Source organism: Pseudomonas sp. NPDC087346 (assembly GCF_044744235.1).
Lineage (GTDB): Bacteria > Pseudomonadota > Gammaproteobacteria > Pseudomonadales > Pseudomonadaceae > Aquipseudomonas.
This window is the reverse complement of sequence record NZ_JBIUXX010000012.1, coordinates 595-21264: the sequence shown is the minus strand read 5'-3', so window position 1 is coordinate 21264 and position 20670 is coordinate 595. Positions and strand designations below refer to the sequence as shown.

18 protein-coding genes are annotated in these 20670 nt (G+C 59.3%); 11 read left to right on the top strand and 7 right to left on the bottom strand.

Translation table 11 applies throughout. From position 1 onward, the window contains the following. The first annotated feature begins 107 nt into the window (after window positions 1–107). Window positions 108–2981, top strand: coding sequence for an aminomethyl-transferring glycine dehydrogenase (gene gcvP, locus ACIOZM_RS10000; protein WP_401212744.1), 2874 nt, complete (start codon window positions 108–110; stop codon window positions 2979–2981). Between the two features lie 188 nt (window positions 2982–3169). Here gcvP and ACIOZM_RS09995 read toward each other — a convergent pair whose 3' ends face one another. The 3 genes from ACIOZM_RS09995 to ACIOZM_RS09985 form a co-directional block, all read right to left on the bottom strand. Continuing rightward, complete coding sequence (locus tag ACIOZM_RS09995; RefSeq protein WP_401212982.1) at window positions 3170–3490, bottom strand: DUF2388 domain-containing protein; 321 nt, start codon at window positions 3488–3490, stop codon at window positions 3170–3172. A gap of 68 nt (window positions 3491–3558) precedes the next feature. Continuing rightward, complete coding sequence (locus tag ACIOZM_RS09990) at window positions 3559–5343, bottom strand: GspE/PulE family protein (RefSeq protein WP_401212741.1); 1785 nt, start codon at window positions 5341–5343, stop codon at window positions 3559–3561. A gap of 92 nt (window positions 5344–5435) precedes the next feature. Then, window positions 5436–5774, bottom strand: a complete 339-nt coding sequence (locus ACIOZM_RS09985) for a hypothetical protein (RefSeq protein ID WP_401212739.1) — start codon at window positions 5772–5774, stop codon at window positions 5436–5438. A 126-nt stretch (window positions 5775–5900) separates the two neighbouring features. On the opposite strand from ACIOZM_RS09985, the gene ACIOZM_RS09980 reads away from it, so the two are divergent. Continuing rightward, complete coding sequence (locus tag ACIOZM_RS09980) at window positions 5901–6365, top strand: Lrp/AsnC family transcriptional regulator (RefSeq protein ID WP_027610503.1); 465 nt, start codon at window positions 5901–5903, stop codon at window positions 6363–6365. Window positions 6366–6466: 101 nt separating this feature from the next. On the opposite strand, the gene ACIOZM_RS09975 is transcribed toward ACIOZM_RS09980, so the two are convergent. Next, window positions 6467–7837: an inorganic triphosphatase gene (locus ACIOZM_RS09975; RefSeq protein WP_401212736.1), complete on the bottom strand. Its 1371-nt coding sequence runs from the start codon at window positions 7835–7837 to the stop codon at window positions 6467–6469. A gap of 156 nt (window positions 7838–7993) precedes the next feature. Here ACIOZM_RS09975 and argE point away from each other — a divergent pair, with 156 nt between their 5' ends. Together argE and argA are read left to right on the top strand one after the other, a co-directional pair. After that, window positions 7994–9163 (top strand): acetylornithine deacetylase, encoded by a 1170-nt coding sequence (gene argE, locus ACIOZM_RS09970; RefSeq protein WP_401212733.1) that lies wholly within the window; start codon window positions 7994–7996, stop codon window positions 9161–9163. A 262-nt stretch (window positions 9164–9425) separates the two neighbouring features. Further along, window positions 9426–10724, top strand: coding sequence for an amino-acid N-acetyltransferase (argA, locus tag ACIOZM_RS09965; RefSeq protein WP_401212730.1), 1299 nt, complete (start codon window positions 9426–9428; stop codon window positions 10722–10724). Window positions 10725–10849: 125 nt separating this feature from the next. Here the strand turns inward: argA and tauA are convergent, their stop codons facing one another. After that, window positions 10850–11836, bottom strand: coding sequence for a taurine ABC transporter substrate-binding protein (gene tauA / locus ACIOZM_RS09960; protein WP_401212727.1), 987 nt, complete (start codon window positions 11834–11836; stop codon window positions 10850–10852). 367 nt (window positions 11837–12203) lie between these two features. Between tauA and ACIOZM_RS09955 the strand changes: the two genes are divergently transcribed. From ACIOZM_RS09955 to ACIOZM_RS09925, 7 genes are all read left to right on the top strand, one after another. Next, window positions 12204–13604: an OprD family porin gene (locus ACIOZM_RS09955; RefSeq protein ID WP_401212724.1), complete on the top strand. Its 1401-nt coding sequence runs from the start codon at window positions 12204–12206 to the stop codon at window positions 13602–13604. A gap of 294 nt (window positions 13605–13898) precedes the next feature. Next, complete coding sequence (locus tag ACIOZM_RS09950) at window positions 13899–14537, top strand: peroxiredoxin (RefSeq protein ID WP_401212722.1); 639 nt, start codon at window positions 13899–13901, stop codon at window positions 14535–14537. Window positions 14538–14882: 345 nt separating this feature from the next. Next, the gene (locus ACIOZM_RS09945) at window positions 14883–15857 is read left to right on the top strand and encodes a sulfonate ABC transporter substrate-binding protein (RefSeq protein WP_401212719.1); all 975 of its coding nucleotides are present in this window, start codon (window positions 14883–14885) and stop codon (window positions 15855–15857) included. A gap of 25 nt (window positions 15858–15882) precedes the next feature. Further along, window positions 15883–17031 carry an FMNH2-dependent alkanesulfonate monooxygenase gene (gene ssuD / locus ACIOZM_RS09940; protein WP_401212717.1) on the top strand — a complete coding sequence of 383 codons (1149 nt, stop codon included), beginning with the start codon at window positions 15883–15885 and terminating at the stop codon, window positions 17029–17031. Window positions 17032–17039: 8 nt separating this feature from the next. Beyond that, window positions 17040–17822, top strand: coding sequence for an aliphatic sulfonate ABC transporter permease SsuC (gene ssuC / locus ACIOZM_RS09935; RefSeq protein ID WP_003229260.1), 783 nt, complete (start codon window positions 17040–17042; stop codon window positions 17820–17822). After that, on the top strand, window positions 17819–18625 hold the full coding sequence (gene ssuB / locus ACIOZM_RS09930; RefSeq protein ID WP_401212714.1) for an aliphatic sulfonates ABC transporter ATP-binding protein: 807 nt from the start codon (window positions 17819–17821) through the stop codon (window positions 18623–18625). Before ssuC ends, ssuB begins: the two co-directional genes overlap by 4 nt. Window positions 18626–18652: 27 nt before the next feature. Then, window positions 18653–18868 carry a molybdopterin-binding protein gene (locus tag ACIOZM_RS09925; RefSeq protein WP_003229256.1) on the top strand — a complete coding sequence of 72 codons (216 nt, stop codon included), beginning with the start codon at window positions 18653–18655 and terminating at the stop codon, window positions 18866–18868. Between the two features lie 189 nt (window positions 18869–19057). On the opposite strand, the gene ACIOZM_RS09920 is transcribed toward ACIOZM_RS09925, so the two are convergent. Then, on the bottom strand, window positions 19058–19693 hold the full coding sequence (locus ACIOZM_RS09920; protein ID WP_401212711.1) for a TetR/AcrR family transcriptional regulator: 636 nt from the start codon (window positions 19691–19693) through the stop codon (window positions 19058–19060). A gap of 229 nt (window positions 19694–19922) precedes the next feature. Then, window positions 19923–20670 (bottom strand): glutamine synthetase family protein (locus tag ACIOZM_RS09915; protein ID WP_401212709.1); only part of this gene is annotated, 748 nt, incomplete at its 5' end.

Below are 20670 nucleotides of genomic sequence, written 5' to 3'. Positions count from 1 at the left end.
ATGAACCGGAATACCCATCGCCGCCAAGTCGTGCGCAAAGGATCGGCTGCTATGCTGGTTTGACCGTGTTGCATTGACGCCGAGCGCCAGCCAAGAGAGAGCCCGTCATGTCCCAGTTGCCGTCCCTGAGCCAGTTACGCGACCCTAACGCCTTCCTGCGCCGCCACCTCGGGCCTGATGCCGCCGAGCAACAGGCGATGCTTGACAGCCTTGGTCTCGGCAGTCGAATTGAGCTGATCGAACAGACGGTGCCGCCCGGTATCCGCTTCAATCGGGCGCTGGATCTGCCGCCGGCCCTCGACGAACAAGCGGCGCTGGCCAAACTGCGCGGTTACGCCGAACAGAACCAGGTCTGGACCAGCCTGATCGGCATGGGTTACCACGGCACCCTGACCCCGGCGGTCATCTTGCGCAACGTGCTGGAAAATCCCGGCTGGTACACCGCTTACACGCCTTATCAACCAGAAATCGCTCAAGGCCGGCTCGAAGCGCTGCTGAATTTCCAGCAACTGACCATCGACCTCACCGGCCTCGAACTGGCCAACGCCTCGTTGCTCGATGAGGCCACCGCAGCCGCAGAAGCCATGGCGCTGGCCAAACGCGTGGCGAAGTCCAAGAGCAATGTGTTTTTCATCGATGAGAACTGCCATCCACAAACCATTTCCGTGGTGCAGACCCGTGCCGCAGGGTTCGGCTTCGAGTTGATCATCGATGCTGTGGATAACTTGAAGCAGCACCAGGTGTTCGGTGCATTGCTGCAATATCCAGACACCCACGGTGAAGTCCGCGATCTGCGGCCATTGATTGATCATCTGCATGCGCAGCAGGCGCTGGCCTGCGTCGCCACCGATCTGCTGAGCTTGTTGCTGCTGACGCCGCCGGGCGAGTTGGGCGCTGACGTAGTGTTCGGTTCGTCCCAGCGCTTTGGTGTACCGATGGGCTACGGCGGCCCGCACGCGGCGTTTTTCGCCAGCCGCGAGGAATACAAACGGGCGATTCCGGGGCGCATCATCGGCGTGTCGAAAGATGCCCGGGGCAACGTCGCGTTGCGCATGGCCCTGCAAACCCGCGAGCAACATATTCGCCGCGAGAAGGCCAATTCGAACATCTGCACGGCGCAGGTGCTGTTGGCCAATATCGCCAGTTTTTATGCGGTCTATCACGGCCCCGAGGGGCTGAAGCGAATTGCCCAGCGCGTGCATCGGCTGACCTGCATTCTGGCGACAGGCCTGGAGCGTCACGGGATCAAACGGGTCAACGCGCAGTTTTTCGACACGCTGACCCTGGACGTCGGCGGCGCGCAAACCGCGATCATCGAAAGTGCGCAGGCAGCGCAGATCAATCTGCGGATTCTCGGTCGTGGCCGTCTGGGCCTGAGTCTCGACGAGATCTGTGATGAAAGCACCGTGGCCAGACTGTTCGATGTGTTGCTGGGCGCCGATCACGGCCTGAGCGTCGAGGATCTCGACGGCGAAATACTCACCTCGGGGATTCCCGACAACCTGCAACGCAGCACGCCGTTTCTGCGCCACCCGGTGTTCAATGCCCATCACAGCGAAACCGAGATGCTGCGCTACCTCAAGCAACTGGAGAACAAGGATCTGGCGCTCAACCAGTCGATGATCCCGCTGGGCTCCTGCACCATGAAACTCAACGCCACCAGCGAAATGATCCCGATCACCTGGCCGCAGTTCGCCAATCTGCACCCTTTCGTACCCCGGGAGCAGGCGGTCGGTTACACATTGATGATCGAAGAGCTGGAGCGCTGGTTGTGCGCGATCACCGGGTTCGACGCGATCTGCATGCAACCCAATTCCGGCGCCCAAGGCGAATACGCCGGACTGCTGGCGATCCGCAAATACCACGAGAGCCGCCAGCAGGGCGCGCGGGAGATTTGCCTGATCCCGTCCTCGGCCCACGGCACCAACCCGGCCTCGGCGCAGATGGCCGGGATGCGCGTGGTGATTGTCGAGTGCGATACCGCGGGCAACGTCGATCTGGATGATTTGAAAAGCAAAGCGGCCGAGGCCGGGGACAAGTTGTCGTGCCTGATGGCGACTTATCCCTCGACCCACGGCGTATACGAGGAGGGCATCAGCGAGATCTGCGAAGTTATCCACAAGCACGGCGGTCAGGTGTACATGGACGGCGCCAACCTTAACGCGCAGGTCGGACTGGCGCGTCCGGCGGACATCGGTGCCGACGTGTCGCACATGAATCTGCACAAGACCTTCTGCATTCCCCATGGCGGCGGCGGGCCGGGCATGGGTCCCATCGGGATTCGTGCGCATCTGGCGCCGTTCGTCGCCAATCACCCGGTGGTGCCGATTGACGGGCCGCTGCCGCAGAACGGCGCGGTCAGCGCGGCGCCGTGGGGCAGCGCGAGCATTCTGCCGATCAGTTGGATGTATATCGCGATGATGGGCCCGCAACTGGCGGACGCCAGCGAAGTGGCGATTCTCGCGGCGAATTACCTGGCGCAGCATTTATCCGGTGCATTTCCAGTGTTGTACACCGGCCGTAACGGGCGGGTGGCGCATGAATGCATTCTTGATCTGCGGCCGCTCAAGGCGCAGACCGGAATCAGCGAGGAAGATGTCGCCAAGCGCCTGATGGATTACGGCTTCCATGCGCCGACCATGTCATTTCCGGTGCCGGGCACCTTGATGGTCGAACCGACGGAGAGTGAATCCAAGGCCGAACTGGACCGGTTTATCGGGGCGATGCTGAGCATCCGCGCAGAAATCACCGAGGTGCAGAACGGCAACTGGCCGGCGGAGGACAACCCGCTCAAAGGTGCGCCGCATACCCTGGCGGATATCACCGGCATCTGGGAGCGCCCGTACAGCATCGAGCAAGGCGTGACGCCGGATGCGCATACCAAGGCGCACAAATACTGGCCGGCGGTGAACCGTGTCGATAACGTCTATGGAGATCGCAACCTGTTCTGCGCGTGTGTGCCGGTGGATGATTACCGCTGATTTCGAGTCCACACAGATCCAGTGTAGGAGTGAGCCTGCTCGCGATAGCGGTTAATCAGTCACCGACGATGTCGCCTGACACAACGCTATCGCGAGCAGGCTCACTCCTACAGGGGATCTTTATCGGATCTGAGATTCGGGGCAAAAAAATGCCGCTCATGTTGAGCGGCATTTTCGTTTGCGGATGCTTATTCAGAAGCCACGGCATTCTTCGCCAGAATCGCATTCGCCAGTTCCATGTCCGTCGCTTGCAGGCCCGGGTTGTCGGCGCGGACTTTCTGCATCGCCGCTTCCAGATATGGCCCACGGATACCGCCGTCACTGGCAACGAAGCTGCCGGCATCATCCTGAGCTGCGACGATCAACTTGTGATCCTTGAAGGTCAGATAAGTCGAACCGGTGGTGGCGCCGGACGAGAGGACGTTACGCCAAAAGCTGTCGGCCATTGCCGAACCGACGGGCAGAGACAATAAGGCCAAAGTGGCGACAGCAAGTTTGAGACGCATGATGGGTGACTCCAAAGGGGGTTAACTACGGCGTTGGATCGTCATTTGCCCGATCCGGTTCCGTAGCCGTTTCATCGCTGTTCGCTTTGCGGCGTTACCCGCAATACTTCCTCAACCGTCGTCAGCCCCGCCGCGACTTTCTGTGCGCCGGACAGGCGCAAGCTGCGCATGCCTTCCTTGAACGCCTGACGGCGAATCGCGCTGAGGTCAGTGTCCGGGGTGATGAAAGCCTTGAGGCTGTCGCTCAATTGCATGATTTCGTAGACCCCGGCGCGGCCGTGGTAACCGGTGTCGCGGCACTCCAGGCAACCGATGGCGCGTTGTGCGTTACTCGGCAACGGCGCTTGCCAGGGGCGGGTCAGGGTTTGCCAGTCTTCCTCTTCGAGGGTCAGCGGCGCCTTGCAGTGCGGGCACAAGGTGCGCACCAGTCGCTGCGCCATGACCCCGAGTACGGTGGCCTTGATCAGGTAATGCGGCACGCCAAGTTCCAGCAGACGACTAATCGCACTCGGTGCGTCGTTGGTGTGCAGCGTCGATAGCACCAAGTGGCCGGTCAGCGCTGCCTGAATCGCCATTTCGGCGGTTTCCAGATCGCGGATCTCGCCGATCATGATGATGTCCGGGTCTTGCCGCATCAGCGCGCGCACCCCGGCAGCAAAAGTCAGGTCGATGTTGTGCTGCACCTGCATCTGGTTGAACGCGGGCTCGACCATTTCTATCGGATCTTCGATGGTGCAGAGGTTGACCTGCGGCGTCGCCAGTTTTTTCAGTGTGGTGTACAGCGTGGTGGTCTTGCCCGAACCGGTCGGCCCGGTGACCAGAATGATGCCGTTCGGCTGGCGGGTCATGTCCTGCCAGCGGCGCAGGTCGTCGGCGGAAAATCCGAGCTGGTCGAAGTTCTTCAACAGCACCTCCGGATCGAAGATACGCATGACCATTTTTTCGCCGAACGCGGTGGGCAGCGTGGATAAGCGCAACTCGACTTCGCCGCCATCCGGGGTCTTGGTCTTGACCCGACCGTCCTGGGGTTTGCGCTTCTCTGCGACGTTCATCCGCCCGAGGCTTTTCAGGCGACTGACAATCGCCATGGTCACTTGTGGTGGAAATTGATAGACGTCATGCAGCACGCCGTCGATGCGAAAACGCACGGTGCCGTGCTCGCGGCGCGGTTCGATATGGATATCACTGGCGCGCTGCTGGAAGGCGTACTGGAACAGCCAGTCGACGATGTTGACGATGTGCGCGTCGTTGGCGTCCGGCTCCTGATCGCTGGCGCCAAGGTTGAGCAGTTGTTCGAAGTTGCCGAGATTAGCGCTCTGCTGATCGGCATTACTCGCGCCGCTCACCGATTTGGCGAGGCGGAAAAACTCGACGCTGAAACGCTGGATATCGGTCGGGTTGGCGACCACCCGTTTGACCGGCAGCTTCAACACATGGGTCAGGTCGGCTTCCCAGCCAGTGACATAAGGCTGGGCGCTGGCCACGGTAACGCTGTCGCGATCGACGGCGACCGCGAGAATCTTGTGCCGTTGCGCAAAGGCATAGGACATCAGCGGAGTGATCGCGGCAACGTTGATCTTCAGCGGGTCGATGCGCAAATAAGGCTGACCAGCCTGCTGCGCCAGCCACAGGGTCAGGCTTTCGAGGTCCAGATGTTTCCCCGGACGGCTGAGGTCGTCCAGTTGCTGGCTGGCGATGAACTCCAGCGGATGTTGCTGACCATTGCTGGCGTGGCGGCGGCGAGCGTTCAGCGCCTGCTCGGCCGAATCCTGGCTGATGAAGCCTTGGGCGACCAGTTCACGCAACACATCGTTGAGATCCAGCCAGCGGTCCTGAGTGGCAAGTTGAACGGACATGCGGGCTTCCTTTTGAGCGACATTGCGCAAAAGGATAGTCGCGGCCCCGCAGACCGTTGGGCCACTACCCGACGAAGCCGTTGCCGGATTTGTCAGCCGGTCGCTTGCGACGGCGCATCCCAAGCGCTGTCAGCGTTTTGCAGGTTCACCGAACAGACGCTGATCAGGTTACGAAGTTTTTCCGCGATCACTTGCGCACGGTGCCAGCTCAGCCCGTCGATGACGATATCGACCGACAGCAGATCGTCGAGCCGCTGCACGTTGACCTGTTGTGGCGTGAGGAATTGCAACGCGAACAGGTTCAGCACCCGCACCAGCAAATCCGGCTCGGCTTCGGCAAGAAGCTGGTATTGCGCAAGGCAGTGGGCGTTGCTGACGTTCCAGACATCGGCGCGCAATGGGGCGCTGGGCACGGCTTCGAGATGGGGCATGGCAGGTCTCCAGATTTTCTGGAGGAATTTTTACATTCGGTACGGGGTATTTCTTATCTATGATGAGCGTTATCAGCGATTAATCGACCTAATCAATTCGCCAAGTAATCAGTTTGAGGTTTTTCTATGCATAGCGAGCTGGACAGCTACGACCGCAGGATTCTCGCCCTGCTGCAAGAGGACGCTTCGCTGTCCAGTGCGCAGATCGCCGAGCAGGTGGGCTTGTCGCAATCGCCGTGCTGGCGGCGGATTCAGCGGATGAAGGAGGAGGGGATCATTCGCGGGCAGGTGACCTTGCTGGACCGGAAGAAAATCGGTTTGAACACGCAGATTTTTGCCGAGATCAAACTCAACGCCCACGGGCGTTCGAACTTCACTGAATTCACCGAGGCGATTCGCGGTTTTCCGGAAGTGCTGGAGTGCTATGTGCTGATGGGCGCGGTGGATTTTCTGTTGCGGATCGTCGCGGCGGACATCGAGGCGTATGAGCGGTTCTTCTTCGAGAAGCTGTCGCTGGTGCCGGGGATACAGGAAGTGAATTCGATTGTGGCGTTGTCGGAGATCAAGTCGACCACCAGTTTGCCGGTTTGAGGTGAGGCGGCTGGCCTGATCGCTAGCAGGGCTAGCTCCCACAGGGGATTTGTGGTGCGCACAAAACCAATGTGGGAGCCAGCCTGCTGGCGATGGCGGACTTACATACGCAGGAGCATTTTCCAGGCACGGTTCTGGTAAACCGCAATCGCCTGCTGCTTGCGTGCATCGAGCAGTTCGTCAGTGATCGTCGGTTCGTTGGCCAGTTGCGCCAGTTTGTTCAGCTCACCGTACAGGCGATCCATTTCCGGGATTTCCAGAATGTTGCGCGCATGGTGCAGCCAGACCTGGATGCGTTCGATACGCGGCAGTTGTTCAGCCAGATCTTCCGGCTGCTGCTGGTAACGCTGCAATTGCAGGGCGGTAGCTTCTTCGCCGAGCAGGCGCGGCAACCAGCTGTGCAACTGCGCGCCACCCTGACGGTTGCCACGGGTGTTGCGATCAGCCGTCCAGGTGCGAGCCATCAGCCAGCGCGAAGTGGTCAGCGAGAACAGGCCCCAGCGCGGGTCTTCCAGTTCTTCGAGGAACTGCTCCGGTGCGGCTTTGCGCACGTCTTCATCTTCGATACCGGCCTGAACCAGTGGGCGCCAGTCTTCGAGCAAGGCATCCAGCGCAACGCGCAGATCGTGAGTCGACTGACGCGGTGCGGCCTGGCCGAGGCTGCTCAGCAGGGCGCGCAGTTCGGCGAGGTTCTCGACCCAGTCCAGCAACAGGCGCCAGTGGCCGTTGAAACGATACTGTTCGGCCAGACGCTGGCTGCTGCCGAGCAAGTGCCAGCTCAAAGCGGCGAACGCGTCGTCCAGCTGGGTTTCGGCGGTCAGTTCTGGCGCCGGCAGGCTCAGCGAGTAGCTGTTGGCGTCGTACAAGCGATAGCCGCGCTCAGCCTTGCTGATGTCACACGGCATCAGCGCGAGGGTTTCGGCCAGTTCGGCGGCCAGTTCCAGCAGCGCGGCAGGCTCGCCTTCGCGCAATTCCAGTTCCAGCTCGCAGATTTCTTCTTTCTGCTTGCCGACCACCACGTGGCCGAGGTCCAAAGCGGCTTCGATGACCACTTTGGCCTTGCCGCGACCCCAGGCGATTTCAGCGCGTTCGCGCACGAAGTCGGTGGTGAATATCGGCTTCAGGGTTTTCTTGTCCAGCTCGGCGAGGGACTCGGGCCAGCATTCGCCGTCGAGTTTCTTCACATCGAGCTTGGCTTTCGGCAGGTGCCAGTCGTATTCGTTACGCTCGGACAGACCGGCGACGCTCTGGCCACGGGTCTTGAGGGTCTGAATCACCTCTTCGCCATCCTTGCGCAGGCGCAGGGCAACTTTGGCCTGGGCCAGGTCACGCTCTGGGGTGTCGAAGTACTGGTTCATCAACTCACGGCGTTCCCAGCCACTTTTGTTGCGTTTTTTCAGTAACGGGTGCTCGCGCAGGGCGGCGAGGGTTTCGCGGCTGACGCGGAGTTTGATTTCGGTTTCTTTCTGCATGGCCGGAAAATCCAGGATCGGGAGCGCAGCCGGGGGAATGTGTGGCTGCCAAGGTCGTGCAGTGTACAGGACTGAACCTTCCTACGCCTTGCGGCGGTTTATTCCTGGCGCCGGATGGTTCTATGATGGACTTCAAATCGGGAGTTGGAGTCAGCGATGCCTTTGCCGTCCATGAAAGACCAGTTCGCTGCGTTGATCGCCGCGCCGTCGGTCAGCTGTACTCAACCGAGTCTGGATCAATCCAACCGGCCAGTGATCGATTTGCTCGCGACATGGTTGGGTGATCTGGGATTCAGTTGCGACATCCAGCAGGTCAGCCCCGGTAAATTCAATCTGCTCGCCAGCTATGGCTCGGGTCCCGGTGGTCTGGTTTTGGCCGGACACAGCGACACGGTGCCGTTCGATGGTGCGCTGTGGCAGACCGATCCGCTGAAACTCACCGAAGTCGACGGGCGCTGGGTTGGCCTGGGCAGTTGTGACATGAAGGGCTTCTTCGCCCTCATCATCGAAGCCGTGCAGCCGCTGCTTGACCAACCGTTCAAGCAACCGCTGCTGATCCTCGCCACTTGCGATGAAGAAAGCTCGATGTCCGGTGCCCGCGCATTGGCCGAAGCCGGACGTCCATTGGGCCGGGCGGCCGTGATCGGCGAGCCGACCGGGCTCAAGCCGATCCGCATGCACAAAGGCATCATGATGGAACGCATCGACATTCTCGGGCAGAGCGGTCATTCCTCTGATCCGCGCCTGGGCCACAGCGCGCTTGAGGCGATGCACGATGCGATTGGCGAACTGCGCGGTCTGCGCCTGTTGTGGCAGCGCGAGTTCAACAACCCGCAATTCGGCGTGCCGCAACCGACGATGAACTTCGGCTGCATTCATGGCGGCGACAACCCGAACCGCATCTGCGGTCAGTGTTCGCTGGAGTTTGACCTGCGACCTTTGCCGGGCATGGACCCGAAAGCCCTGCGCGCAGCGATCCTGCAAAAGCTCAATCCGGTTGCCGAACGGCATCAGGTGAAGATCGATTACGCGCCGCTGTTCCCCGAAGTACCGCCGTTCGAGCAGGCTGAAGACGCAGAACTGGTGCGGATTGCCGAAAAGCTCACCGGTCATCGCGCCGAAGCAGTAGCGTTCGGCACCGAAGCGCCTTATCTTCAGCGCCTTGGCTGCGAAACCATCGTGCTCGGCCCCGGTGATATCGCCTGCGCGCATCAGCCGGGCGAATACCTTGAAATGTCACGTTTGCAGCCTACCGTGCATCTATTACGGCAGTTGATTGAACATTACTGCCTGACCCCGGACAAAACATCTGTGCCGTCTGGTTAATCCCTGTGGGAGCCAGCCTGCTGGCGATGGCGTCAGGTTTGACACATTCATGTTAAATGAGTCGACCCTATCGCCAGCAGGCTGGCTCCTACAGGAGACTGTGTTTTGTCTGACCGAACGCTGTAAATTGCCGGTAACCCAACCCGTATTCATGAGGAGAGCGCGCGTGTCGCCAAGCCTGTTCCGACGATAACCATCAGCCCGCTGTGCGTTTTCCGTTTCGCCCTTTTTTCCGGCTGCTATTTATTACAGGCCCAGGTTCATGCCCGAATACGTCAATTGGCTTCGTCACGCGTCTCCTTACATCAATGCCCATCGCGATTGCACCTTCGTCGTCATGCTGCCCGGCGACGGCGTGGAGCATCCGAATTTCGGCAACATCGTCCACGACCTGGTCTTGCTGCACAGCCTCGGCGTGCGACTGGTGCTGGTGCACGGTTCGCGCCCACAGATTGAAACCCGCCTCGCCGCTCGCGGCCTGACCCCGCATTACCACCACGGAATGCGCATCACCGATGCTGCAACCCTTGAGTGCGTGATCGACGCGGTCGGCCAACTGCGTATCGCCATCGAGGCGCGTCTGTCGATGGACATGGCCTCGTCGCCGATGCAGGGCTCACGTCTGCGGGTGGCCAGCGGCAATCTGGTGACCGCTCGTCCGATCGGTGTGCTCGAAGGCGTCGATTATCACCACACCGGCGAAGTGCGTCGGGTCGATCGCAAAGGCATCAACCGCCTGCTCGACGAGCGCTCCATCGTGCTGCTGTCGCCACTGGGTTATTCGCCGACTGGCGAGATTTTTAATCTAGCTTGCGAAGACGTCGCCACCCGCGCGGCCATCGACCTCGGTGCTGACAAGCTGCTGCTGTTCGGTGCCGACCTTGGTCTGATCGATGAAAACGGTCGGCTGGTGCGTGAACTGCGTCCGCAACAGGTGCCGGCGCATTTGCAGCGTCTGGGCAGCAACTATCAGGCAGAACTGCTGGATGCTGCGGCTGAAGCTTGCCGTGGCGGCGTGGCGCGCAGCCATATCGTCAGTTATGCCGAGGACGGCGCGCTGCTGACCGAACTGTTCACCCGTGACGGCGGCGGTACGCTGGTCGCTCAGGAACAATTCGAACTGGTGCGTGAAGCGGCCATTGAAGACGTCGGCGGTTTGCTCGACTTGATCAGCCCGCTGGAAGAGCAGGGGATTCTGGTGCGTCGCTCCCGCGAAGTGCTGGAGCGCGAGATCGAGCAGTTCAGCGTGGTCGAGCGTGAAGGGATGATCATCGCCTGTGCGGCGCTGTACCAGATTGCCGATTCGGATGCCGGTGAGCTGGCGTGTCTGGCGGTGAACCCGGAGTACCGCCATGGCGGTCGCGGTGATGAATTGCTCGAACGCATCGAAACCCGTGCCCGGGCGCAAGGGTTGAAGACGCTGTTCGTACTTACCACGCGGACCGCGCACTGGTTCCGCGAGCGCGGCTTCGAGCCGAGCAGCGTCGAGCGTCTGCCGGCGGCACGGGCCTCGCTGTACAACTATCAGCGTAATTCGAAGATCTTCGAAAAGACCCTCTGATACAGAAGACCCTGCATAACTATTGTGGTGAGGGGATTTATCCCCGTTGGGTAGCGAAGCTGCCCCAAGAAAGGGACTGCTGCGCAGTCCAACGGGGATAAATCCCCTCGCCACAGGGTTATCTGTCAATCAGCAACAAACTTCGCGCTGACGTACGGGGAGTAATCCGGCAACACCGTTTCAACCTTCCCTTGTTCCTTCAAAAACTTCGCCGTTTCACCAATCGCCTTCGCCGTGCCGCCCTCCAGCAGCGCGCTCGATTGTTGCGCCTTGGCATCCGGGAACGTTGAGCCGGCGAGCAATTCCGGCACGTCAGCCGCGTTGGCACCGGTCAATTTGGCGATTTTCTGCACAGGCTCGGACTCGGCTGTCCATTGGTCTTTATGGCTGGCGTAATCGGCGAACGCGTCTAGAGTGACCTTGGCAAATTTGGCCACGACTTCTGGATGCTTCTCGGCGTAGTCCTTGCGGGCTACCCAGACTTCAAAGGTTGGGGAGCCCCATTGGCCGACTTGTGCGGCGTCGGTCAGGGTTTTACCGGTCTTGCGGATTTCACCAAGCGCCGGCGACCAGACAAACGCGCCATCAATGTCGCCACGCTTCCACGCAGCGGCAATTTCAGCGGGTTGCAGGTTCACCACTTTGACTTTGGTGGCGTCCAGGCCCCAGTGCTTTAACGCGCCGAGCAGGCTGTAGTGGGAAGTGGAAACGAAGGGTGTGGCGATGGTCTTGCCGACCAGATCCTGCGGGGTATTGATGCCACTGCCATTGCGCACTACCAGTGCTTCGGCGGCATTGATTTGTGCGGAAACAATGAACGCGACAATCGGCAGATTACGCGAGGCGGCAGCGGCCAAAGGGCTGGAACCGAGGTTGCCGATCTGCACATCGCCCGAGGCAATGGCTGTCACAACTTCCGGGCCGCTGTTGAAACGACGCCAGTCGATTTTCTGGCCAATGGTTTGTTCGTAGACGCCGTCGGCCTGGGGCACTTTGCTCGGGTCGATACCGGTTTGATAACCGATCGTGAGGTTGGAGGCTTGAGCGGAGAAGGAAATTATTACTGACACACAAACTGTAACAAATTGACTGGATAGTGCGCGTTTGGCCATTATGGCGTCGCCTTTTCGAAAGGGTTTGACGTGTGGGGTTTACGCCAAAGCTAATCGATCTAAAAAATGGCGAACAAATACCATTTAGGAATGAGCTTAGTAGCCGATACTCTGTGTCCGGGCTCAAAAGGCCATTACTCGGCCATATTCCTGAATGGTATGAAAAAGAATTAAATAATTCTTTTTGGGGTTAACAGGAAATCTTTAACCTGCAGGGACCAAATCACTGCGATTAGACGATGGTCGTAGACACACAAGGTTACGATTGACTTGTCAGTCACGGTCTGGCGCTAATCGCGCATCTTAGGATTCAGGGCATTCGACCCCGAACCAGGAACACAAGAATTAGAAACGAGAGGAGCGATACATGAACAAGTCCACCTTGGCCCTGGCCGTGGCTGTTGGGGTTATTGCGCAGCAAGCAGGCGCAGCCGGTTTCATCGAAGACAGCAAGGCCACTCTGGGTCTGCGTAACTTCTACATCAACACTGATAACCGTGACGGCGACGTCAACGCTCCTGCCAACAAGCGTGCTGGTGTTCAGAGCAAGCAAGAAGAATGGGGCCAGGCGTTTGATCTACGTTTCATCTCTGGTTACACCCAAGGCACTGTAGGCTTCGGTATTGATGCTATCGGCCTGCTGGGTGTGCGCCTGGATTCCGGTGGTGGTACTAACGGTGCTTCGCCAAAAACCACAACCAACTACGGTTCTTACGGCGGCACTGTTTTCCCAAGCAAATCCAACGGCGAAGCTGTTGATGACTTCTCGAGCTTGGGCCTGACTGCCAAAGCCAAGATCTCCCAGACCGAATTGAAGCTGGGTACTCTGCAGCCTAAAAACCCGGTTATCGTGACCAACGATGGTCGTTTGCTGCCGCAAACCTGGCAGGGTGGCCAGATCACTTCCGGTGACATCAAAGACCTGACGCTGGTTGGCGGTCAGATCGAAGCGGTTAAAGGTCGTAACTCGAGCAACAACGAACAGCTGTCGATCAACGGTGCCAACGGTCGTACCGCCGCCGGCCGCGACAGCAACAAGTTCATCTACGCAGGTGGTGACTACAAAATCACCAAAGACCTGACGGCCCAGTACTACTACGGCAACCTGGAAGATTTCTACAAGCAGCACTTCCTGGGTCTGGTTCACAACTGGGCAATCGGCCCGGGCGTGCTGAAGTCAGACTTCCGTTACTTCAACAGCCGTGACGATGGTAAAAATGGTCACGATGCCAACTACTTCACCACTGGTGATTACGGCACTGGCATCACCAAAGGCAAAGTCGACAACAACCTGTACAGCGGCCTGTTCCTGTACACCGTTGAAGGTCACACTTTCGGTGGCGGTTATCAGGTCAGCAATGGCGACAGCGACTTCCCATGGCTGAACCAAGGTGACGGTTCGTCGAACTACACAATTACCGACATGCAAATCCAGAAGTTCGGCCGCGCTGGCGAACGTACCTGGCAGGCTCGCTACTCGTATGACTTCGCCAAAGTTGGCGTCCCTGGCCTGACAGCCGGTATGGTTTACCTGCGTGGCGATAACATCGACACTTCCGGCAAGGTCGGCTACAACCAGGTCACTGTCAACGCTACTGGCCGTTCCGAGTGGGAACGCGACTTGACCGTAGGTTACGTCGTACCAGAAGGTCCGCTGAAAAACCTCGGCCTGATGTGGAAAAACGCAATGTGGCGCAACGACATTCCAGGTCAACGCGACCAGGACGAAAACCGCCTGATCGTCAGCTACTCGATCCCGCTGTTGTAATAGCGCGCTCAAGCTGCTGATGTGAAAAAGCCCCGTCCGGCATCGCGCCGGACGGGGCTTTTGCGTTTTCGAGTCAGACTCACCCCCGTAAGTCCTCCCCGAAATTCCCCTCTTTAAAGCAACTCAGGCCTTCTCGAACCCTGGGGGCGATGTTCGTCGTCTTGCTGCCGAGCGTCCAGTGAACAGATGTTTAATATTCTTTTAAGATCTAAATATCTATTTATTTATTCTTTTTATTAAGCACAAAAGCCGAGCTACAGTTGAGTCCTACAACAACTCATCAGGAGCAGCACCATGAGCCTCAGACTCGGCGACATCGCACCCGATTTCGAACAGGATTCCAGCGCTGGCAAGATTCGTTTTCACGAGTGGCTGGGCGATAGCTGGGGCGTGCTGTTTTCCCATCCGGCGGACTTCACGCCAGTGTGCACCACCGAACTGGGCTTCACCGCCAAGCTCAAGGATGAGTTCAGCAAGCGCGGCGTCAAAGCCATTGCGCTGTCGGTCGATCCGGTGGACTCGCACCACAAGTGGATCGAAGACATTAATGAAACCCAGAACACCATCGTCAACTTCCCGATCCTGGCGGACGCTGATCGCAAGGTCTCTGATCTCTACGATCTGATCCATCCGAATGCCAGTGACACCCTCACTGTGCGCTCGCTGTTCGTGATTGATCCGAACAAGAAGATTCGTCTGACCATCACTTATCCAGCGAGCACCGGGCGCAATTTCCACGAGATCCTGCGGGTCATCGATTCGCTGCAACTCACCGACAACTACAAGGTGGCCACACCGGCCAACTGGCAGGACGGTGATGAGGTGGTGATCGTGCCGTCGCTCAAGGACGAGGAAGAGATCAAGAAGCGCTTTCCCAAGGGTTATCGCGCGGTGAAGCCGTACCTGCGCCTGACGCCACAGCCGAACAAGTAATTCAGCAGGATTGGAGGTGCTTCCACCATTGCCATCGCGAGCAGGCTCACTCCTACAGGGGAGCGCATTGCAAATGTAGGAGTGAGCCTGCTCGCGATGGCGTCGGTTCGGTCACAACAGATCCAAATAGCAGGGGATTTCAGGCCGTTTCGACGGCCTTTTTTTTCGCCTGAAGAAAGGTTAATTACATATCTCCATATCGAATAACCAAATGAATAAATATGATTTATGGATATATAAAACTGCTGGTAAGGTCACTCCCATCGGAACTTGAAGTACTCGCCTTACTCAGCCGCTAACGGCCAAGCAGGTGCAGCCAAAACCCAACAGCAAAAGGAGAGCGCTATGCGCACTGTATTTTTGCGTCGTGGTCTGGTCGCTCTGTTTGCTGCGGCTGTTTCCTTCGGCGCCATCACTCAAGCTCAGGCTGAGACGCTTCGTATCGGTTATCAGAAGTACGGCACGCTGGTGCTGCTCAAAGCCAAAGGCACGCTGGAAAAACGTCTGGCTGCGCAAGGCGTCGATGTGCAATGGACTGAATTCCCCGGCGGCCCGCAACTGCTGGAAGGCCTGAACGTCGGCTCGATCGACTTCGGCGTTACCGGCGAAACGCCTCCGGTGTTCGCTCAGGCGGCGGGTGCCGATCTGCTCTACGTTGCCTACGAACCGCCAGCGCCAAACAGTGAAGCGATCCTTGTACCGAAAGGCTCGCCGATCAAATCGGTGGCGGATCTGAAGGGCAAAAAAGTCGTCCTGAACAAAGGCTCCAACGTGCACTACCTGCTGGTGCGCGCTCTGGAAGACGCCGGCCTCAAATACACCGACATTCAAACCGTATTCCTGCCGCCGGCCGATGCCCGCGCCGCGTTCGAACGTGGCAGCGTCGATGCCTGGGTGATCTGGGACCCGTACCAGGCCGCCGCCGAACAACAGCTGCAAGCGCAAACCCTGCGTGATGGCAAAGGCATCGTCGACAACCACCAGTTCTACCTGGCAACCAAACCCTACGCACAGAAAAATCCCGAGGTGATCAAAGCCCTGGTTGAAGAAGTGCGCGCGGTTGGCGAGTGGTCCAAGGCCAACCCTGAACAAGTCACCCAACAAGTTTCGCCACTGCTCGGCCTGCCGGCGGACATCACTCTGACCTCGGTGAAACGCCAAGGCTACGGCGCGCTGTTCCTGACCCCGGAAGTAGTCGCCGCGCAACAGAAAATCGCCGACACCTTCTACCAGCTCAAGCTGATTCCCAAGCCGTTGAGCATCAAGGATGTGATCTGGACACCACCGGCCGCTGTGGCCCAAAGCTCCCAAGCCCAGTAACTCGAATCCCCAAGGAGACCACTCCATGAGCCTCAATATTTTCTGGTTCCTGCCTACCCACGGCGACGGCCATTACCTTGGCACCGCCGAAGGCGCACGCGCCGTTGATCACGGTTATCTGCAACAGGTCGCACAAGCGGCGGATCGTCTGGGTTTCGGCGGGGTGCTTATTCCTACTGGCCGTTCCTGCGAAGACTCGTGGCTGGTGGCCGCGTCGCTGATCCCGGTGACTCAGCGTCTGAAATTCCTTGTTGCCCTGCGCCCCGGGATCATTTCCCCGACGGTCGCGGCGCGGCAGGCAGCGACACTGGATCGCCTGTCCGGCGGTCGGGCGCTGTTCAATCTGGTGACTGGCGGCGATCCGGAAGAACTGGCCGGTGATGGCCTGTTCCTCAGTCACGAAGAGCGCTATCAAGCCTCGGTGGAATTCACTCGGATCTGGCGCCGCGTGCTGGAAGGCGAAACCGTCGATTACGACGGTCAGCACATCAGCGTGAAGGGCGCGAAACTGCTCTATCCGCCGATCCAGCAACCGCGTCCGCCACTGTACTTTGGTGGATCTTCCGAAGCGGCGCAGGATCTGGCTGCCGAGCAGGTTGAAATGGTTCTGACCTGGGGCGAGCCGCCAGCGGCAGTTGCCGAGAAGATCGAGCAGGTGCGCGCCAAAGCGGCCAAGCTCGGGCGCACCGTGCGTTTCGGTATTCGTCTGCATGTGATTGTGCGTGAAACCAACGCCGAAGCCTGGCAAGCGGCAGATCGACTGATCTCGCATCTCGACGACGACACCATCAAGCGTGCTCAAGCCTCGCTGGCGCGTTTCGATTCGGTGGGCCAGCAACGCATGGCCGCACTGCACGGTGGCAGTCGCGACAATCTGGAAGTCAGCCCGAACCTGTGGGCCGGTGTCGGTCTGGTGCGTGGCGGTGCTGGCACTGCGCTGGTGGGCGATGGTCCGACCGTCGCGGCACGGGTCAAGGAGTACGCCGACCTGGGCATCGACACCTTTATCTTCTCCGGTTATCCACACCTCGAAGAGTCGTATCGCGTCGCTGAACTGCTGTTCCCGCACCTCGATATCGAGCGCCCGGAACTGCCAAAGGGCGCCGGTTACGTCAGCCCTTTCGGTGAGATGGTGGCCAACGACATTCTTCCCAAAGCCGCGTCGCAGAGCTGAGGCGCGCCATGAAGAAAATTATCCACAGCCTCGCGCCCTGGGCGTTGCCGGTGTTGTTGCTGGCGGTGTGGCAGTTGTCGGTGTCGGCGGGTTGGTTGTCGACGCGGATTCTGCCGGCTCCGGTGGCGGTGATCGAGGCCGGGGTCAGTCTGGTGCGCAGCGGCGAAATCTGGACGCACCTGGCAATCAGTGGCTGGCGCGCGGCGCTGGGCTTCACCATCGGTGGCAGCATCGGTCTGGTGCTGGGTTTCATCACCGGTCTGTCGAAGTGGGGCGAACGCCTGCTCGACAGTTCGGTGCAGATGATCCGCAACGTACCGCATCTGGCGCTGATTCCACTGGTGATCCTGTGGTTCGGCATCGATGAGTCGGCGAAGATTTTTCTGGTAGCGCTCGGCACGTTGTTCCCGATCTACCTCAATACCTATCACGGCATTCGCAACGTCGATCCGGCGCTGGTGGAGATGGCGCGCAGTTATGGCCTGTCCGGGTTCAGCCTGTTTTGGCAAGTGATTCTGCCGGGTGCGCTGCCTTCGATTCTGGTCGGTGTGCGCTTCGCTTTGGGCTTTATGTGGCTGACGTTGATCGTGGCTGAAACCATTTCCGCCAGCTCCGGCATCGGCTATCTGGCGATGAACGCCCGGGAGTTTTTGCAGACCGACGTGGTGGTGCTGGCGATCCTGCTTTACGCGGTGCTCGGCAAACTGGCAGACCTTGCCGCCCGTGGACTTGAGCGTGTCTGGTTGCGCTGGCACCCGGCCTATCAGGTTGCCAAAGGAGGTGCGGCATGACCGCTCAACAACCTCCACGCCTGCTGCGCGGGATTCCGCTGGCGGTGCGCAATCTGCAAAAGACCTTCGGTGCGCGGCAGGTGCTGCGCAACATCGATCTGCATATTCCAGCGGGGCAATTTGTCGCCGTGGTCGGTCGCAGTGGCTGCGGCAAAAGCACCTTGTTGCGCTTGCTCGCCGGGCTTGATCAACCCACCGGCGGCGACTTGCTGGCCGGCGCTGCGCCGCTCAGTGAAGCGCGGGAAGACACCCGCCTGATGTTTCAGGAAGCACGCTTGCTGCCGTGGAAAAAGATCATCGACAACGTCGGTCTCGGCCTCAAGGGTAACTGGCGCCCACAAGCGCTGGACGCGCTGGAAGCAGTAGGGCTGGCGGATCGCGCCAATGAATGGCCGGCCGCTTTGTCCGGTGGACAGAAGCAGCGTGTGGCGTTGGCCCGGGCGCTGATCCATCAGCCGCGTCTGCTGTTGCTCGACGAACCGCTGGGCGCGCTGGATGCATTGACCCGCATCGAGATGCAGCAACTGATCGAACGCCTTTGGCAGCAACACGGCTTCACGGTGTTGCTAGTGACCCACGATGTCAGCGAAGCCGTGGCGATTGCCGACCGGGTGATTCTGATCGAAGACGGTGAAGTGGGGCTCGACCTGCATGTCGAGCTGCCGCGTCCGCGAGTACGCGGCTCGCATCGCCTGGCATCACTGGAAACCGAAGTGCTCAACCGAGTTTTGTCCATGCCCGGCGAACCGCCGGAGCCGGAACCCGTTTCACCCTTGCCTACGCAATTGCGTTGGGCTCAATAACTCAAGCAAACGACAGGAATCATTGCCATGACTATCAAAGCCATCAACGTACGCAACCAGTTCAAAGGCTCGATCAAGGAAATCGTTCTCGGCGACGTGCTGTCGGAAATCGACGTGCAGACCGCTTCCGGGATCGTCACTTCGGTGATCACCACCCGCTCGGTCAAGGAGCTGGAATTGGTGGTGGGCAGCGAGGTGATCGCCTTCGTGAAATCCACCGAGGTATCGATCGCCAAGTTGTAAGCCGGTGATTAAAAAACAACCCCGGAGGGTGTGAGCCCTTCGGGGTTTTTCTTTGTCTGCATGATCTGAGAATGGTGGCGCTGCCATCGCTGGCAAGCCAGCTCCCACAATGATCTTCAGTGGGTTGGGATTCTGTGAGCGACTGATCAACCTGTGGGAGCTGGCTTGCCAGCGATGAGGCCAGTCAGATCAATGGAGATTTCTTTTCGGCAGATAGGGCGGCAGATACAGCCCAATGTAGGCATCAAACACGCGCATCCCTTCCTCAGCCATGCGCGGAGTAATCTGCCCGTGCTGCTGCACCGAGCGCGCATACACGCGATCGCCCAGCTCCATCGCCAGAGCAAACACATCGACGTCGGTCGGCAGCTTCGGCAGCTCGAAATGATGGTCGAACACCTTGTACATCAGATCACCCAGCTCGATGTCGTGCTGACGGTCAGCCTGGGTCACTTCGGTCAGGCCGTGTTGCGCGAGGATCAGTTGGCGTGCAGCGGCGTCTTCAGCGTAGATCTCCAGCATCCGCTGTTCGATCAGACGTGACAGGTCGCGCCAGTCGCGCAGGGCTTCATGGTCGATGGGCGCTTGCAGGCAGGCTCGGAAAGCAGCGTGGACATCGGCAGTCAGGGCTTCGAGCAACGCCGGAACGCTGGCGAAGAAGTGGTAGACCGAGGAGGGCGGAATCTGCGCGCGCTCGGCGACGCTGTAGATCGACAGACTGCCCACGCCCTCGGCGGCCAGCAGCGTGCGCGCGGCATCGAGTATCGAATCGATCCGCGCCTGACTGCGGGCACGGGGTTTGCGAATAGGGGCGGGACGCGTCATGAAAGTCTCCTGCGGGGCAGCGGGCATTGTACGAGCAGGGTTTGATGTTGTCTGCCCGGACGCCATCGCTGGCAAGCCAGCTCCCACAGGGATTGATTGGGTACATGAGTTTTGTGTTCGAAAAAAATCCTGTGGGAGCTGGCTTGCCAGCGATCCGCCGCAGGCGGCCATAAAAAAACGCCGTGGGCTGAATCAGCCAACGGCGTTTTTATCTGGATCACGAATCCGCTTAAACGGTATGCAGATACCAGTTGTACTCGAGGTCGGAGATGGAGTGTTCGAACTCCTCCAGCTCACTCTCTTTACAGGCGACGAAGATATCGATGTATTTCGGATCGATGTACTTGGCCATCACCTCGCTGTCGTCCAGCTCGCGCAGGGCATCGCGCAAGTTGTTCGGCAGGCTTTGTTCGTTCTGCTCGTAGCTGTTGCCTTCGACTGGCGCGCCCGGTTCGATCTTGTTGGTCAGACCGTGATGCACACCGGCCAGGACCGAAGCCATCAGCAGATACGGGTTGGCGTCGGCGCCGGCTACACGATGTTCGATACGTACGGCATCGGAAGAACCGGTCGGTACGCGAATCGCCACGGTACGGTTGTCCAGACCCCAGCACGGCGAGTTCGGCACGTAGAACTGTGCGCCGAAACGGCGGTAGGAGTTGACGTTAGGGCACAGGAACGCCATTTGAGCGGGCAGGGTCTCCAGCACACCGCCGATTGCGTGACGCAATGCGGCGTTCTGCTCGGGATCCTCGCTGGCAAAGATGTTCTTGCCGTCCTTGTCCAGGATCGAAATGTGCACGTGTAAACCGTTGCCTGCCTGACCCGGGTAAGGCTTGGCCATGAAGGTGGTGTCCATTTCATGGTCGTAGGCGATGTTCTTGATCAGACGCTTTAGCAGTACCGCGTAGTCGCATGCCTTGATCGGGTCGGCGACGTGGTGCAGGTTCACTAAGAACTGCGCCGGGGCACATTCC